Below are 15,540 nucleotides of genomic sequence, written 5' to 3'. Positions count from 1 at the left end.
GCTCAGCGCCCCAGCCGCTTGCAGATTTCCAGCGTCAGCCCCGACTGGTTCAGCGCGTAGAAGTGGATGCCCGGCACGCCGCCGGCGATCAGCCGTTCGCACAGCTTGCTCACCACGTCCAGCCCGAAGGCGCGGATCGATGCGGCGTCGTCCATGTAGCCTTCCATCTTCAACGCCACCCAGCGCGGGATCTCGATGCCGTCCCGTTGCGCGAACTGCGCCACGCGGGCGTAGTTGTGGAAGGGCATGATGCCCGGCACGATGGGCACGGTGACGCCCAGTGCACGCACCTCATCGACGAAGTGGAAGTACGCGTCGGGGTTGAAGAAGAACTGCGTGATCGCGGCATTCGCACCAGCCTTGACCTTGTCAGCAAAGTGCTGCAGGTCGCGCCGCGAATAGCGCTGCTCCGGGTGGTACTCCGGATAGGCCGCGACCTCGATGATCCAGTCGGCGCCTTGCGTTTCGCGGATGAAGCGGATCAGCTCGCTGGCATAGCGGAACTCGCCGGCCACCGCGGTGCCGCTGGGCAGGTCGCCGCGCAGCGCGACGAGGCGGCGGATGCCTTGCGCACGGTAGGTGGCCAGGATCTCGGCGATGCCCTCGCGCGTGGAGCCGACGCAGGACAGGTGCGGCGCGGCTTCGAAGCCGGCCGTCGCGATGTCGCGCACGGTGGCCAGTGTCTTCTCGCGCGTGGAGCCACCGGCGCCGTAGGTGACGCTGAAGTACTCGGGCCGGATCGCGGCGAGTTCCTGCACCACCGTCTTCAGCTTCTCGCTGCCGACGGGGGTGTTCGGGGGAAAGAACTCGACGCTGACCGGCAGGGTGTGGGGGGTGCCCATGCTGGTCGCCTGCCTCAATAGCGGTACGAATCGGGCTTGTACGGGCCGGTTTTAGCGACACCGATGTAGGCCGCCTGCTCCTCGCTCAACTCGGTCAGCTGGGCGTTCAGCGTCTTCAACTGCAGCCGCGCCACCTTCTCGTCAAGATGCTTGGGCAGCACATAGACCTTGCCGACGGTATAGGCATCCTGGCGCGAATACAGCTCGATCTGCGCGATGGTCTGGTTCGCGAAGGACGAACTCATCACATAGCTCGGGTGGCCGGTGCCGCAGCCCAGGTTCACCAGGCGCCCCTTGGCCAGCATGATGATGCGCTTGCCCGGTTGGCCATCCACGCCCGGGAAGATGATGTGGTCGACCTGCGGCTTGATCTCTTCCCATTCGTACTTCTCGACCGATGCGATGTCGATCTCGTTGTCGAAGTGGCCGATGTTGCAGACGATGGCGTTGTGCTTCATCGCGGCCATGTGCTCGTGCGTGATGACGGACTTGTTGCCGGTGGCGGTGACGAAGATGTCGGCCTTGTCGGCCGCCCAGTCCATGGTCACGACACGGTAGCCTTCCATTGCTGCCTGCAGCGCGTTGATCGGGTCGATCTCGGTGACCCAGACCTGCGCCGACAGCGCGCGCAGCGCCTGCGCCGAGCCCTTGCCCACATCGCCATAACCGGCGACGACGGCGATCTTGCCGGCGATCATCACGTCGGTGGCGCGCTTGATGCCGTCGACCAGGCTTTCGCGGCAGCCGTAGAGGTTGTCGAACTTGCTCTTGGTGACCGAGTCGTTGACATTGATGGCGCGGAACAGCAGCGTGCCCTTGGCCGACATCTCGTTCAGGCGGTGCACGCCGGTGGTCGTCTCTTCGGTGACGCCGATGATCTGCGCGCTCTTGCGTGTGTACCAGGTGGCGTCGACGGCGAGCTTGGCCTTGATCGCGGCGAACAGTTCACGCTCTTCTTCGCTGCCCGGGTTGGCCAGCAGCGAAGCATCCTTCTCGGCGCGCTGGCCCAGGTGCATCAGCAGCGTGGCGTCGCCGCCGTCGTCGAGGATCATGTTCGGGCCTTCGCCGTCCGATCCCTTGGCGCCGAACTCGAAGATGCGGTGGGTGTAGTCCCAGTAGTCCTTCAGCGATTCGCCCTTGTAGGCGAAGACCGGCGTGCCTTGAGCGACCAGCGCCGCGGCGGCATGGTCCTGCGTCGAGAAGATATTGCACGAGGCCCAGCGCACTTCGGCGCCCAGCGCCTGCAGCGTCTCGACCAGCACGGCGGTCTGGATCGTCATGTGCAGGCTGCCGGTGATGCGCGCGCCTTTCAGCGGCTGGGTCTTCGCGTATTCCGAGCGGATGGCCATCAGCGCGGGCATCTCGCTCTCGGCGATGTTCAGTTCCTTGCGGCCCCAGGCGGCCAGCGACAGGTCGGCGATCGCGTAGTGATCGGCGGGGAGGGGTTTCAGCACAGCATTCATGGTCAGGAAGCTCCGTTGGCGGGTGGACCCGCGGCGGCGACCATGAGAGGGGACGTTCTTCAAGCCCACCCACGACCGACCTTGCGGGTGAGCGCCGTTGCACAGATGTGGTTTCGAGCCTGGGGCCAGGGTGGCCTTGCAACGCTCCTCGAAACAGGCGCGAATTCTAGCCATTTCGCCGCCGGCCGTGGCAAGGCGCTGTGGGAGACTGATGCGATGTCTGCCCAGCAGTTCTCGCCCAATGCGTCGGCCGAAGCCAGCCGGCAGCCCCTGGCGGCCGCGGGCCGCATGCGGCCGCTGCGCGAGTTGCCCGCCGCGGTGCTGGCCTCGCTGCATGGCGTGCTGACCGACATCGACGACACGCTGACGCGCGACGGTGCGATCGAGCCGGCCGCGCTGGACGCGCTGCGCGCACTGGAGGCCGCCGGCGTGCCGGTGATCGCGATCACCGGGCGACCGGCCGGCTGGAGCGAGCCGTTTGCACTGGCCTGGCCGGTGCGCGCCATCGTCGCGGAGAACGGCGGCGTGATGTTGCGGCGTGAGGGTCACGGCGCGGCCCCGCGCGCGCGGTGCAGTTTCACGGTCGACGACCGCACCCGTGCCGAGCAGTTCTGCCGCCTGCAGGCCTGCGCCGCCGCGGTGCTGGCAGAAGTGCCCGGCACCACGCTGGCGCAGGACAGCCCGGGCCGGCTGACCGACATCGCGGTGGACCACAGCGAGTTCTGCACGCTGGATGCCGGGCGCATCGCCCAGGTGGTGGCGGTGATGCGCCGCCATGGGCTGACCGCCACGGTCAGCTCGATCCACGTCAACGGCTGGATCGGCGATCACAACAAATGGACGGCGGCGCTCTGGGCGGTGGAGACCGTGGTGGGCCAGGCCTTCGATCCAGCCCGCTGGCTCTATGTCGGCGACTCCACCAACGACCAGCTGATGTTCGAGCGCCTGCCGTTCACGGTGGGTGTGGCCAACATCGCGCGCTTCGTGCCGCAGCTTGTGTGCTGGCCGGCCTGGGTGACCGCGGCCGAGCGCGGCGCAGGTTTTGCCGAACTGGCCGCCGCGCTGCTGGCCGCACGCGCCGGCCGATGAAGCGATGGGCCTGGTGCCAGAAGCCGCGGCTCAGCGCGTGACCCTGGCGTCGAGAAAGCGGGCCATGCGCTGCAGTTCGTCGTCCAGCGCTGCACGAAATGCCGCCTCGCGCGGCGGCTTGCCGGCGACGTAGCCGAACTCGGCGCCGAGCACGCCGTCGCGCAGCGCCAGGTTGGCCCAGCCGATGACCTGGTCGCGCCACAGCAGCGGCAGCGCGTAATGGCCACGCAGGCGCTTCGCCGCCGGCGTGTAGGCCTCGAAGCGGTAGGCCCAGCCCCACAGCAGCTCGAAGCGGCGGCGGTCCCAGACCACGGGGTCGAAGGGGGCCAGCAGGCGCACCGTGTCGCCGGGCTCGTGGCGTGCCGAGCGGGCGCGCTCGTCGGCAGGCCACAGCCAATCGACGCCGTCAATGCGCACCCGCGCCAGCCGCTCACGGGCGCGCTGCAGCGCCGCGGCGCGGTTGTGAAACCATTGCGGCACGCCATCCTTCAGCAGGCCCACCAGTTGGCCCAGCGAGGCCGAGGGCAGCGGGGCGTACTTGCGCACGATCACCTCGACCAGCGCGTCCAGCGCCTGCTCGGGCGAACACGCCGGTGCCGGCGCTTCGCGCGCCGCGTACAGCCGCACGCCGCCTTCGCGGCCGGCAATGCGCAGCAGGCCGCGGTAATGCATGGCATCGAGCAGCTGCGTACTGGCGTTGCCCGAACCCCCGAACCAGTTGCGCACCTTGCCATGCGCAAAGTGCGCGTCCACGTCGCGCGGGTGCACGCGGCCCTGTTCGCGCACGAAGTCCAGCACCGCCGCGGCCTGTTGGCGGCGTTCGGCCGGCCACACGGTGCGGGCCTCGCGCGGGTGCATCAGCGCCTGCGTCTCGCGCGGCAGGAAGCCGTAGTTGACGAAGTAGTCTTCCTCCAGCCCCAAGCGCGGGTAGCGGCGCTCCAACTCACCGGCGCGGTAGTCGGTGACGCGGTGGCGCAGCGTCAGGTCCTGCGCGCGGGCCGGCGCGCGCAGCGGGTCGGCCTGCACGAAGCCCAGCCGCGAGATGGCCTTGGGCAGCGTGGTCGGCGCGAACAACGTGCGCGCCACCGCATAGCGGCGCAGGTCATCGAGGGTGATGGCGCGGGTCGGCATCAGGCGCAAGAGCTTCGGGGCGGGGCACCGATGGTGCCACCGCCGCCGGTTCACGCCGCGCGCTTGCGCTTGAACAGCTTCACGCCCAAGCCGCCGACCACCGCCAGCCCGAGCAGGATGACTTTCGCGAACTTGGCGAAGAACACGCCGGCCAGCGCCAGGAATCCCAGCTTCTTGGCCGCGACACCGCCCAGCACCAGCGCGGCCAGCCCGTATTCGGCGACATGGTCGGTCTTGGCATCGAAATCGGCATAGCGCTTGCCGTCCTTGTACTCCAGCGCGGCCAGCATCGCCTGTGCCGCCGGCTTGTGTTGCGGCAGCTCGCTCAGGCCGGTCACCAGGTTCAGGCTGAAGTAGCCCTCGCGGCCCAGCGCATAGGTGTTGTAGTTGACGCCCTGGCTGGCATCGGCTGGCGCATTCTTCTCGCGCGAGGACATCGCCCACACCAGCCGATGGGCGCCGGCGTCGTAAGCCGGTTGTTCGACCCAGCCGATCACCTCGATCGGCGTTACGCCCAGCTTCACGCGCTCTTCGTTCGAGGCTTCGGTGCCTTCGCGGTAGCTCTTCAGCAGTTCGTCGGCCTTCCAGTCGCGGGCGTCGTCGTCCTTCACGTAGCCCGCGGCCTCGAAGCGCACCGGCATGAACCACTGCTGGCCATCGGTCGGAAACACCAGGCCCTGCAGCCGCGTGTCCTTGCCGGGGTTGCCCATGGCCTGCAGCAGCTGCGTGGCCTGCGGCTGGGGAATCCATTGGTGGCCGGCGGGCAGGTGCAGCACGGCCTGGCCGGCCAGTTCGATGTCGGCCGGGCCCTTGCGCGCGGCCTTCTCGGCCTCGGCAAAGGCGTCGGGTCCCTTGTGCGGCGCGGAAGCCGGCGCGGCGGCCTGACTGCCCAGCGGCAGCATCAGCGCCAGGGCCGAAGCCACGGTCAGTGCCAGTGTGCGAATCATCGAATCCTCCCTGGTGTTGTAGGGGCCGGATTGTCTCAGCCGGGCCGTGTGTCCATGTCCCTTGAACTGCGGATGCCGGCGCGCCGTCGTGATCCGCCGTTCGTCGCATCGGGGTGGCGCGAGGCCGGGCAGCGCCCTAAGATCTTCAACCGATCTGGTCGACTCGGAGCTGATCGACGATGCGCTTTCTCGCCCCTGCTCTTGTTTCCCTGTTCATCGCGGCCTGTGGCGGCGGTGACGATTCGGTGTCTGCGCCCAACGGCCCGGCCCGCGGTTCCTACACCGTGACGCTGCGCAGCGGCGAGCCGTCGCTCATCACGCAGGAAGCCTTGACGCTGCAATTGACCGACGTACACGACAGCCGCTGCCCGATCGATGCGCTTTGCATCTGGGAAGGCCATGCCAGCGTGGCGGTGCAGGTGGTCCAGGCCGGCCATGCCGGTGAGACGCTGCAGATCGGCTTGCCGGCGCCGGCGGAGATGAAGCTGCCGGGCGAGGCGACCTACCGCGGCTTTCGCTTCTCGCTGCAGGGGCTGGATCCAGCGCCGCGAGCGGCGGTGCCGGTGCCGCTGGCGCAGTACCGGGCGGTGGTGCGGGTGGAGCGGGCGGAATAGGTTGAGCCTATTGAAAACCACGATGGGCGACTTTCGTCGCCCATCTGGTCAGCGGCTTCGCCGGGCATTCTTGTGGCTTCGGCCGGGGCTGGCGCCCCTTAACTTCGCTGCGCGAAGTTAGCCTGCGCCGCAAGGTCGACGCGCCGCTTCGCGGCGGCCGGGCCTTCGGCCCGGCTCTGCTGCACGTTTCGTCAGGCCTTGCGGCCTGCCAAATCGCGCAGCACGTCGATCTTGTCCCGTGCTTCCCAGCTGAACTCCGGCTCTTCGCGGCCGAAGTGGCCATAGGCGGCGGTCTTCTGGTAGATCGGGCGTAGCAGGTCCAGCATCTGGATGATGCCCTTCGGACGCAGGTCGAAGACCTCGTTGACGATCGCCGCGATGCGCTCGTCGGGGATCACGCCGGTGCCTTCGGTGTAGACGGTCACGTTCATCGGCTTGGCCACGCCGATGGCATAGGCCACCTGGATCTGGCACTGCTTGGCCAGCCCGGCGGCCACGATGTTCTTCGCGACATAGCGCGCGGCATACGCGGCCGAGCGGTCGACCTTGGTCGGGTCCTTGCCGGAGAACGCGCCGCCGCCGTGCGGGCAGGCGCCGCCGTAGGTGTCGACGATGATCTTGCGGCCGGTCAGGCCGCAATCACCCTGCGGGCCGCCGATGACGAAGCGGCCGGTGGGGTTCACCAGGTAGCGCGTGTCCTTCAGCCACTCCTTGGGCAGCACCGGCTTGATGATCTCTTCGATCACCGCCTCGGTGAACGCCGGCAGCATCTTCTTGCCGTCGCTCATTTCCGGCGCGTGCTGGCTGGACAGCACCACCGTGTCGATGGAATGCGGCTTGCCATCCACATAACGCATCGTCACCTGGCTCTTCGCGTCCGGCCGCAGGAAGGGCAGGCGGCCGTCCTTGCGCAACTGCGCCTGGCGCTCGACCAGGCGGTGTGCGTAGTAGATCGGCGCGGGCATCAGCTCGGGCGTTTCATCGCAGGCGTAGCCGAACATCAGGCCCTGGTCGCCGGCACCGGTGTTCAGGTGGTCGTCGGAGGCCTGGTCGACGCCTTGCGCGATGTCGTTGCTCTGCTTGTCGTAGGCCACCAGCACGGCGCAGCCCTTGTAGTCGATGCCGTACTCGGTGTTGTCGTAGCCGATGCGCTTGATGGTGTCGCGCGCGACCTGGATGTAATCCACATGCGCGTTGGTCGTGATCTCGCCGGCCAGCACCACGAGACCGGTATTGCACAGCGTTTCGGCTGCCACGCGGGACCGCGGGTCCTGCGCAAAGATCGCGTCGAGGATGGCATCGGAGATCTGGTCGGCCACCTTGTCCGGGTGACCTTCGGAGACCGATTCCGACGTGAAAAGAAAGTCGTTCGCCACTTCAATACACTCCTATGCAGTTGAAACCCGCTCGCCGGGCCCTGGGGGTGTATGCGGCGAACGCTTTAGCGGTATTTGACAGGCTGTGAAACCAGCCCGAACGCGAGACCGGGTCCCGCGTATCGCCCCGCAAGTTGTCCTTTAACTCGGCGACGTCGGAATTATACGAACGCATGTTGACCTTGATGCAATGGCTGGCGCGCCGATCGCCGGCACGCTTGCACACTTGGGGCGCTTTTCTGGGCTGGCTGGCGTATGGGTTGTCGGCCGGCTATCGGCAGCGCCTGCGGGCGCATGCCGCGCTGGCTGGCCTGAGCCCGGCCGAGCGCCGGCGTTCGGTGGCCGAAACCGGCCGCATGGTGGCCGAGCTGCCCTGGCTGTGGCTGCGCCCCGTCGAGCGGCCGCTGGGTGCGCTGGTGCGCTGGCAAGGGGGCGAGTTGATCGATGCCGCGCTGGATGCCGGCCGTGGCCTGGTGCTGCTGACGCCGCACCTGGGCTGCTTCGAGGTCTGCGCGCAGGCCATCGTCGAGCGCTTCGGCAGCCGCACGCGCTTGACGGCGATGTACCGCCCGGCGCGCCAGGCCTGGTTGCGCTCGCTTGAAGAAACCGCGCGCCGCCGCCCCGGGCTGGACACCGCGCCGGCCGCGCTGGCCGGTGTGCGGCAGATGATCCGCGCGCTGCGCCGCGGTGAATCGGTGGGCTTGCTGCCGGACCAGGTGCCGCCGCAGGGCATGGGCGTGTGGGCGCCGTTCTTCGGCCAGCCCGCGTACACGATGACGCTGGCCGCGCGGCTGGTGCAGCAGACCGGCGCCGCGCTGCTACTGATCTGGGCTGAGCGCCTGCCCCACGGCGCCGGTTATGTGCTGCGCGTCAGCGCCCCTGAACAGCCGCTGCCCACCGAAGCGGCCAGTGCCGAGGCCTTGCAGCTGGCCTGCGCCGAGGCCATCAACCGCAACATGGAGCGGCTGATCCGCCAGGCTCCGCACCAGTACCTGTGGGGCTACAACCGCTACAAGCAGCCGCGCAAGGCCGACCTGTCCGGCGTCGAGGTAGCGGCCCCGTGAAAAATGGGTTGGCGCGCCTGCTGCTGGGCATGTTGTGGCTGATCCAGCTGTTGCCATTGGGCCTGCAAGCCGCCATCGGACGCGGCATCGGCCGGCTGCTGTATGCGCTGGCCGGCTCGCGCCGCAAGGTGGCCTTGCGCAATGTCGAGCTGTGCCTGCCGGCGCTGGATGCCGCGGCGCGCGAGGCGCTGGTGCGCGAGCATTTCGGCTGGCTGGGCCGCAGCCTGGTCGAGCGTGGCCTGCTCTGGTATGCGCGGCCCGAGCGGCTGAAGCGATTGATCCATGTCGAAGGCGACATCGGCCTGGCCGAGCGCAGCGCCAAGCCGGTGATGTGGCTGGTGCCGCACTTCGTGGCGCTGGATGTGGCGGGCGCCGCAACACAGCTGTTCCAGCGCAAGCAGGTGGCCTCGATCTACCAGGCGCAGAGCAACAAGGTGTTCGATGCGGCGATGCGCAAGGGCCGCCTGCGCTACAACCAGGGCCAGGTGTTCTCGCGCCATGAGACCGCGCTGCCGCTGGTGCGTGCGGTGCGGCGTGGCCATGTGTTCTTCAACCTGCCGGACATGGACTTCGGCACCAAGGACGCCGCCTTCGTGCCCTTTTGCGGCGTGCCCGCGGCCACGCTGCTGGCGCCGGCGCGTTTGGCCCGCTCGCTCGGCATGATCGTGCAGCCGGTGCTGGCCGAACTGCTGCCGGGCGGGCAGGGCTACCGCGTGCGCTTCCTGCCGCCGCTGGAGCATTTCCCCGGCGACGACAGCGACGAAGCCGCTGCCGCCCGCATGAACCGCTGGATCGAAGAAGAAGTGCGGCGCAACCCGGCGCAGTACCTGTGGGTGCACCGCCGCTTCAAGACCCGGCCCGAAGGCATGCCCCCCCTCTACTAGCATGCTGCGGCCGGGGCCGATAATCCCGGCCCATGAACCTGAGATTCACCAAGATGCATGGCGCGGGCAACGACTTCGTCGTGCTTGACGCCACGCGCGCGCCGATCACGCTGCAGCCCGAGCAGCTGCGGCGGCTCGGCGACAGGCGCTTCGGCGTCGGCGCCGACCAGATCCTGATGGTCGAGCCCAGCCAGACGCCGGGGGTCGACTTCCGTTACCGCATCTTCAACAACACCGGCGACGAGGTCGAGCATTGCGGCAACGGCGCGCGCTGCTTCGTGCGCTATGTGCATGATCGCGGCCTCACCGACCGCAAGCGCATCCGCGTCGAGACGGTGAACAACCTGCTCGAACTGCAGCTGCAGGACGATGGCCGCGTCACCGTCGACATGAACCGGCCGATCTTCGATCACGAGCGTCTGCCCTTCGATGCCAGCGGCCTGACGCCGCGGCGCGAAGGCGGTTTCGAGCTGTGGCCGCTGGATGTCGGCGAGGGCCGGCGGGTCGAAGTGGCGGTGCTGTCGATGGGCAACCCGCATGCGGTGCAGCGGGTGACTGATGTGCGCGAGGCGCCGGTGCTGGAACTCGGCGCGCGCATCGAAGCCCACGTGCGCTTTGCGCGCAAGGTCAACGCCGGCTTCATGCAGGTGGTGTCGCGCCAGCAGATCGCGCTGCGCGTGTTCGAGCGCGATGCCGGCGAAACCCTGGCCTGCGGCACCGGCGCCTGTGCCGCGGTGGTGGCCGGCATCCGGTTGGGCTGGCTGGACCGGCGGGTGGACGTGCAGGCCCGCGGCGGCGAGCTGACCGTTGAATGGGCCGATGACGAGGCTTCGGTGCTGATGACCGGGCCTGCAGAAACCGTGTACGAGGGGGAGATCACGTTATGACATTGCAAGGCGCCATCACCGAGACCGACATCGCGAACTACCTGGCCAACACGCCGGGCTTCTTCGAGCGCCATGCCGAGTTGCTGTCGACCATCCAGCTCACCAGCCCGCATGGCCACCGCGCCGTTTCGCTGCAGGAGCGGCAGATGGAAATGATGCGTGAGAAGGTCAAGGGCCTCGAGCAGAAGATCATGGAGATGATCCGCCATGGCCAGGAGAACGTGGCCATTGCCGACCGGCTGCAGCGCTGGATCCGCGCCATCCTGCTGACACCCAGTGCGGCGGCCTTGCCCGATGTGCTGGTCAGCACGCTCAAGCATGAGTTCCTGATCCCGCTGGCCGCGCTGCGGCTGTGGGGGGTGGACGCAGCGTTCGCGGCACTGCCCTTTGCGCAGGGCGTGGCGGACGACACGCGCAGTTTCGCGTCCAGCCTGGTGCTGCCGTACTGCGGCGTCAACTCGGGCTTCGAAGCGTCGTCCTGGCTGGGTGACAGTGCGCCGGCGATGTCGGTCGCGCTGATCCCGCTGTACCGGCCGTCGCAGGACGAGGCCTTCGGCCTGCTGGTGCTGGGTTCACCCGACCCGACGCGCTACACCGCCGAGATGGGCACCGAGTTCCTGCAGCGCATCGGCGAGATCGCAGGCGCCGGCTTGTCGCGCCTGCTGCCGCAGGGCTGAGAGCCGTGTCCGCGCCGGTGCTGAGCGCGGAGATCGAGCGCTTCGTCCAGCACCTGCGTGTCGAGCGCCGTCTGGCGGCGCGCTCACTGACCCTGTACACCGCGGCACTGGCCGATCTGCAGGCGCGCGCCGCCGAAGACGGTGTCGAGTTGCCCTCGGCACAGCCGCACCACCTGCGCCGCTGGGTCGCGCGCCTGCGCGAACGCGGGCTGGGCCCACGCAGCATCGCGATCACGCTGGCCGCCTGGCGGGGGCTGTACCGTTACTGGGGCCGTGAACGCCTGGTGCCGAACAACCCGGTGGACGGGCTGCGGCCACCGAAAGCGCCGCAATCCCTGCCCAAGGCCTTGCCGGTGGATCAGGCCGTCGCGCTGATGCAGGCGCCGGCGGCGGCCGAGTCCGGCGCGGTGTCGGCGGCGCTGGCCGCGCGTGACCACTGCATCGTCGAGTTGCTCTACGGCTGCGGGCTGCGCGTTGGTGAACTGGTCGGCCTGGACCACCATGCCGGGCCGCAGGCGGCCGGCTGGATCGATGCCGCCGATGCCAGCGCGCATGTGCTGGGCAAGGGCAGCAAGCGCCGCAGCCTGCCGGTGGGCGAGCCGGCCCTGCAGGCGCTGGCGGCCTGGCTGGCCTGCCGCGGGCTGCTGGCGCACGGCGGCGAGGCGGCGCTGTTCGTCAGCCAGCGCGGCACGCGGCTGTCGCCCAGCCAGGTGCGCTCGCGGCTGAAGGCCATGGCGCTCGCGGCCGGTCTGCCGACCGGCGTGCATCCGCACATGCTGCGGCACAGTTTTGCGTCCCACCTGCTGCAGTCCAGCGGCGACCTGCGCGCGGTGCAGGAACTGCTGGGCCACGCCAACATCGCGACCACGCAGATCTACACCAAGCTGGACTTCCAGCACCTGGCCAAGGTCTACGACGCGGCCCATCCCCGCGCGAAGCGGCGCTGAACTCCCGATCCGAATTCGACCCATGAAAACCATCCGCCTGCGTGAAGGCAAGGAACGTTCATTGCTGCGCCGCCACCCCTGGGTGTTCGAGGGCAGCATCGCCAAAGGCGGCGGCGATGCCGGCGAAACGGTGCGCGTCGAAGCCCATGACGGCCAGTTCCTGGCCTGGGCCGCGTTCAGCCCCCATTCGCAAATCCGCGTGCGGGCCTGGAGTTTCGACGAGGCCGAGCGCATCGACGAAGCCTTCTTCGCGCGGCGCCTGCAGCGTGCCGTCGCCTTGCGCGCGCGCCTGGGCATCGTCAGCGACGCGATGCGCCTGGTGCATGGCGAGGCCGATGGCCTGCCGGGCCTGGTGGTCGACCGCTACGGCGACACCTTGAGCGTGCAGTTCCTGTCCACCGGCAGCGAGCGCTGGCGCGAGCTCATCGTGCGCCAGTTGCTGGCGGCCACGGGCCTGAGCCGGCTCTACGAGCGCTCGGACACCAGCGTGCGCAAGCTCGAAGGCCTGGACCAGCGCACCGGCTGGCTGGCCGGCGAGGGCGCCACCGAGCTGGCCATCACCGAGCACGGCCTCAGCCTGGGTCTGGACGTCGCGCTGGGCCACAAGACCGGCTACTACCTGGACCAGCGGGACAACCGCCAGCGCTTTGCCGCGCTGGTGCGCCAGCTGGGTTGCCAGCGCGTGCTGAACTGCTACAGCTACACGGGGGGATTCAGCGTCGCGGCGCTGGCCGGTGGCGCCCGACAGGTCACCAGTGTCGATTCCTCCGGCCCGGCGCTGGAGCAGGCGCGCCGGAACCTGCAACGCAATGGCTTCGACCCTGGCCCCCACGGCTTCGCCGATGCCGACGTGAACCAGTACCTGCGCCAGGCCCTGGCCGAAGGCACGAGTTTCGACGCCATCGTGCTCGACCCGCCCAAGTTCGCGGCCAGTGCGGCGCATGCCGAACGCGCTGCGCGCGCCTACAAGGACATCAACCGCCTGGCCTTGAAACTGCTGTCGCCGGGAGGCCTGCTGTTGACGTTTTCCTGCTCCGGCGGCATCAGTGCCGATCTGTTCCACAAGATCGTTGCCGGCGCAGGTCATGATGCCGGCGTCGACGCGGCCATCGTGCAGCGGCTCGAAGCGGCGCCGGACCACCCGACGACGATCAACTTCCCCGAGGGTGAATACCTCAAGGGGCTGGCGCTGATCCGCAGCTGAACCATCGTCCATCGCGCCGTGCCTGAGCCCTCACCCACCGGCCGCGGCCGGCAGCACCACGCGGGGCTCGAACTTGGCCCGGTGCACGCTGAAGAACGCCTTCACGTTGCGCACGTTGGCGTCCTGCGTGAACAGGCGCTGCACCAGCGCGTGGTACGCCGCCATGTCCGGCGCCCACACCACCAGCATGAAGTCCGGCCCCGGCGAGACCCGGTAGCACTGCTGCACCGGCGCCTCGGCCACCGCACGCTGCTCGAAGGCCTGCAGATGCTCGGCGCCCTGCGCGTCGAGTGACACCTCCACCAGCGCCGTCAACCCAGCCACCTGCTGCGGCGAGACGATGGCCACCTGGCGCTCGATCACCCCGCTGTCGATCAGCCGGCGCACACGACGCAGCGTGGTGGCCGGCGAGGCATGCGCGGCTTCGGCCAGCGCCTGGTTGGCGCGCGCAGCGTCGGTCTGCAGCAAATCCAGCAGCCTGAGGTCCAGGGCATCCAGTTCGATCATGAAATTTCAGCCTGATGATTGACTGCGGTTTGAAATTATTCGTCATCCGGATTGATGGGTGCATGAGGATTTCATAAACGAGAGAAATTTGCACGCCTGTTTCTTCAGTGGCCGCCTAGCATGCGCTCCCATCGTCCATCCCGCAGGAGCTTCCCAGATGTGTGGCATCGTCGGCGCGGTCAGCGCACGCAACATCGTTCCGATCCTGGTTGAAGGCCTGAAGCGCCTGGAGTACCGCGGCTATGACAGCTGCGGCGTCGCCGTGCATCAGGACGGTGCCTTGCGTCGCGCCCGCAGCACCTCGCGCGTGGCAGAGCTCGATGCGCAGGTGTCACAGGAAGGTGTCAGCGCCGGCACCGGCATTGCCCACACCCGCTGGGCCACGCACGGCGCCCCGGCGGTGCACAACGCCCACCCGCATTTCTCCACCGGACCGAATGGCACGGCGCGGGTGGCACTGGTGCACAACGGCATCATCGAGAACCACGACGAGTTGCGCGCCGAACTGGAAGCCAAGGGCTTCGTGTTCGAGAGCCAGACCGACACCGAGGTCATCGCCCACCTGGTGAACCACCTCTACGACGGGGACCTGTTCGACGCGGTGCAGCGCGCCACGCGGCGGCTGAAGGGTGCCTACGCCATCGCCGTGTTCTGCCGCGACGAGCCGCAGCGCGTGGTCGGTGCCCGCGAAGGCTCGCCGCTGGTGCTGGGCGTCGGCAAGGGCGAGACCTTCCTGGCCTCGGACGCAATGGCGCTGGCCGGTGTCACCGACCAGATCGCCTACCTGGACGAGGGCGACATCGTCGACCTGCAACTGGGCAAGCACTGGATCGTCGCGCGCCAGCCCGATGGCACGCACAAGCCGGTGCAGCGTGAAGTGCGCACCGTGCACGCCCACTCCGGCGCCGCCGAGCTGGGGCCCTACCGCCACTACATGCAGAAGGAGATCTTCGAGCAGCCGCGCGCCATCGCCGACACGCTGGAAGGCGTGGGCGGCATCTCGCCGGAGTTGTTCGGCGACAAGGCCTTCAAGGTCTTCAAGGACGTCGAGCAGGTGCTGATCCTGGCCTGCGGCACCAGCTACTACTCGGGCAGCACGGCAAAGTATTGGCTGGAATCGATCGCCGGCATCCCCACCAGCGTGGAGGTGGCCAGCGAATACCGCTACCGCGACAGCGTGCCGAACCCGAAGACGCTGGTGGTCACCATCAGTCAAAGTGGCGAAACGGCCGACACCATCGCCGCGCTGAAGCACGCCCGCGCCCAAGGCATGCCGCACACGCTGACGATCTGCAACGTCAGCACCAGCGCGATGGTGCGCGAATGTGCGCATGCCTTCGTCACGCGCGCGGGCGTGGAGATCGGCGTTGCCTCGACCAAGGCCTTCACGACGCAGCTGGTGGCGCTGTTCCTGCTGACGCTGGCGCTGGCGCAGACCCGGGGCCGGCTGAACGAGCAGCAGGAGGCCGATCACCTGAAGGCGCTGCGCCACCTGCCCAGCGCGGTGCAGGCGGTGCTGGCGCTGGAGCCGCAGGTGGTGGCCTGGGCCGAGCAGTTTGCACGCAAGGAAAACGCGCTGTTCCTCGGCCGCGGCCTGCACTACCCGGTGGCGCTGGAAGGCGCGCTGAAGCTCAAGGAGATCAGCTACATCCACGCCGAGGCCTACCCGGCCGGTGAGCTGAAACACGGCCCGCTGGCGCTGGTGACCGCGGCGATGCCGGTGGTGACGGTGGCACCGAACGATGCGCTGCTGGAAAAGCTGAAGAGCAATCTGCAGGAAGTGCGGGCCCGCGGTGGCGAGCTGTTCGTCTTCGCCGACAGCGACACCCACATCACCTCCGGCCCCGGCGTGCACGTGATCCGCATGCCGGAGCACTACGGACCGCTATCGCCCATTCTGCACGTCGT

General features: G+C 68.5%; 15 protein-coding genes and 1 riboswitch. Of the genes, 9 read left to right on the top strand and 6 right to left on the bottom strand.

The window, feature by feature from the left end:
- Positions 1-2: 2 nt before the first annotated feature.
- Together metF and ahcY are read right to left on the bottom strand one after the other, a co-directional pair.
- The gene (gene metF, locus VLK61_RS13635; RefSeq protein WP_325422047.1) at positions 3-842 is read right to left on the bottom strand and encodes a methylenetetrahydrofolate reductase [NAD(P)H]; all 840 of its coding nucleotides are present in this window, start codon (positions 840-842) and stop codon (positions 3-5) included.
- A 14-nt stretch (positions 843-856) separates the two neighbouring features.
- A complete protein-coding gene (gene ahcY / locus VLK61_RS13630) occupies positions 857-2,305 on the bottom strand; it encodes an adenosylhomocysteinase (RefSeq protein WP_325422045.1) in 1,449 nt (482 codons plus the stop codon).
- 82 nt (positions 2,306-2,387) lie between these two features.
- A riboswitch (S-adenosyl-L-homocysteine riboswitch) is annotated at positions 2,388-2,461 on the bottom strand.
- 60 nt (positions 2,462-2,521) lie between these two features.
- On the opposite strand from ahcY, the gene VLK61_RS13625 reads away from it, so the two are divergent.
- Positions 2,522-3,394 (top strand): HAD family hydrolase, encoded by an 873-nt coding sequence (locus VLK61_RS13625; RefSeq protein ID WP_325422044.1) that lies wholly within the window; start codon positions 2,522-2,524, stop codon positions 3,392-3,394.
- A 30-nt stretch (positions 3,395-3,424) separates the two neighbouring features.
- Here VLK61_RS13625 and VLK61_RS13620 read toward each other — a convergent pair whose 3' ends face one another.
- Entirely contained in the window at positions 3,425-4,525 is a 1,101-nt protein-coding gene (locus tag VLK61_RS13620; RefSeq protein WP_325422043.1) for a DNA glycosylase AlkZ-like family protein, read from the bottom strand.
- 50 nt (positions 4,526-4,575) lie between these two features.
- Positions 4,576-5,472 (bottom strand): DUF2167 domain-containing protein, encoded by an 897-nt coding sequence (locus VLK61_RS13615; RefSeq protein WP_325422041.1) that lies wholly within the window; start codon positions 5,470-5,472, stop codon positions 4,576-4,578.
- A 245-nt stretch (positions 5,473-5,717) separates the two neighbouring features.
- On the opposite strand from VLK61_RS13615, the gene VLK61_RS13610 reads away from it, so the two are divergent.
- Complete coding sequence (locus VLK61_RS13610) at positions 5,718-6,086, top strand: hypothetical protein (RefSeq protein WP_325422039.1); 369 nt, start codon at positions 5,718-5,720, stop codon at positions 6,084-6,086.
- A gap of 191 nt (positions 6,087-6,277) precedes the next feature.
- On the opposite strand, the gene metK is transcribed toward VLK61_RS13610, so the two are convergent.
- A complete protein-coding gene (gene metK / locus VLK61_RS13605; RefSeq protein WP_325422037.1) occupies positions 6,278-7,462 on the bottom strand; it encodes a methionine adenosyltransferase in 1,185 nt (394 codons plus the stop codon).
- Positions 7,463-7,635: 173 nt separating this feature from the next.
- On the opposite strand from metK, the gene VLK61_RS13600 reads away from it, so the two are divergent.
- From VLK61_RS13600 to VLK61_RS13575, 6 genes are read left to right on the top strand one after another with little or no spacing between them, the layout of a single operon-like run.
- On the top strand, positions 7,636-8,526 hold the full coding sequence (locus tag VLK61_RS13600; RefSeq protein WP_325422035.1) for a lysophospholipid acyltransferase family protein: 891 nt from the start codon (positions 7,636-7,638) through the stop codon (positions 8,524-8,526).
- Positions 8,523-9,410, top strand: a complete 888-nt coding sequence (locus VLK61_RS13595) for a lysophospholipid acyltransferase family protein (protein ID WP_325422033.1) — start codon at positions 8,523-8,525, stop codon at positions 9,408-9,410. The genes VLK61_RS13600 and VLK61_RS13595 overlap by 4 nt, the downstream gene beginning before the upstream one ends.
- A 32-nt stretch (positions 9,411-9,442) precedes the next feature.
- Positions 9,443-10,297 (top strand): diaminopimelate epimerase, encoded by an 855-nt coding sequence (dapF, locus tag VLK61_RS13590; protein WP_325422031.1) that lies wholly within the window; start codon positions 9,443-9,445, stop codon positions 10,295-10,297.
- Complete coding sequence (locus VLK61_RS13585; protein WP_325422029.1) at positions 10,294-10,974, top strand: DUF484 family protein; 681 nt, start codon at positions 10,294-10,296, stop codon at positions 10,972-10,974. The genes dapF and VLK61_RS13585 overlap by 4 nt, the downstream gene beginning before the upstream one ends.
- Complete coding sequence (locus VLK61_RS13580) at positions 10,971-11,921, top strand: tyrosine recombinase XerC (RefSeq protein ID WP_414636811.1); 951 nt, start codon at positions 10,971-10,973, stop codon at positions 11,919-11,921. Before VLK61_RS13585 ends, VLK61_RS13580 begins: the two co-directional genes overlap by 4 nt.
- Positions 11,922-11,943: 22 nt before the next feature.
- Positions 11,944-13,125 (top strand): class I SAM-dependent rRNA methyltransferase, encoded by a 1,182-nt coding sequence (locus VLK61_RS13575; protein ID WP_325422025.1) that lies wholly within the window; start codon positions 11,944-11,946, stop codon positions 13,123-13,125.
- A gap of 30 nt (positions 13,126-13,155) precedes the next feature.
- Here VLK61_RS13575 and VLK61_RS13570 read toward each other — a convergent pair whose 3' ends face one another.
- Complete coding sequence (locus VLK61_RS13570; RefSeq protein WP_325422023.1) at positions 13,156-13,632, bottom strand: Lrp/AsnC family transcriptional regulator; 477 nt, start codon at positions 13,630-13,632, stop codon at positions 13,156-13,158.
- A gap of 157 nt (positions 13,633-13,789) precedes the next feature.
- Between VLK61_RS13570 and glmS the strand changes: the two genes are divergently transcribed.
- A partial coding sequence (gene glmS, locus VLK61_RS13565; protein WP_325422020.1) for a glutamine--fructose-6-phosphate transaminase (isomerizing) occupies positions 13,790-15,540 on the top strand: 1,751 nt, incomplete at its 3' end.

Origin of the sequence: Aquabacterium sp. (assembly GCF_035476535.1) — a bacterium.
Classification (GTDB): domain Bacteria; phylum Pseudomonadota; class Gammaproteobacteria; order Burkholderiales; family Burkholderiaceae_C; genus Pseudaquabacterium.
This window is presented reverse-complemented; position numbering and strand designations above follow the sequence as displayed.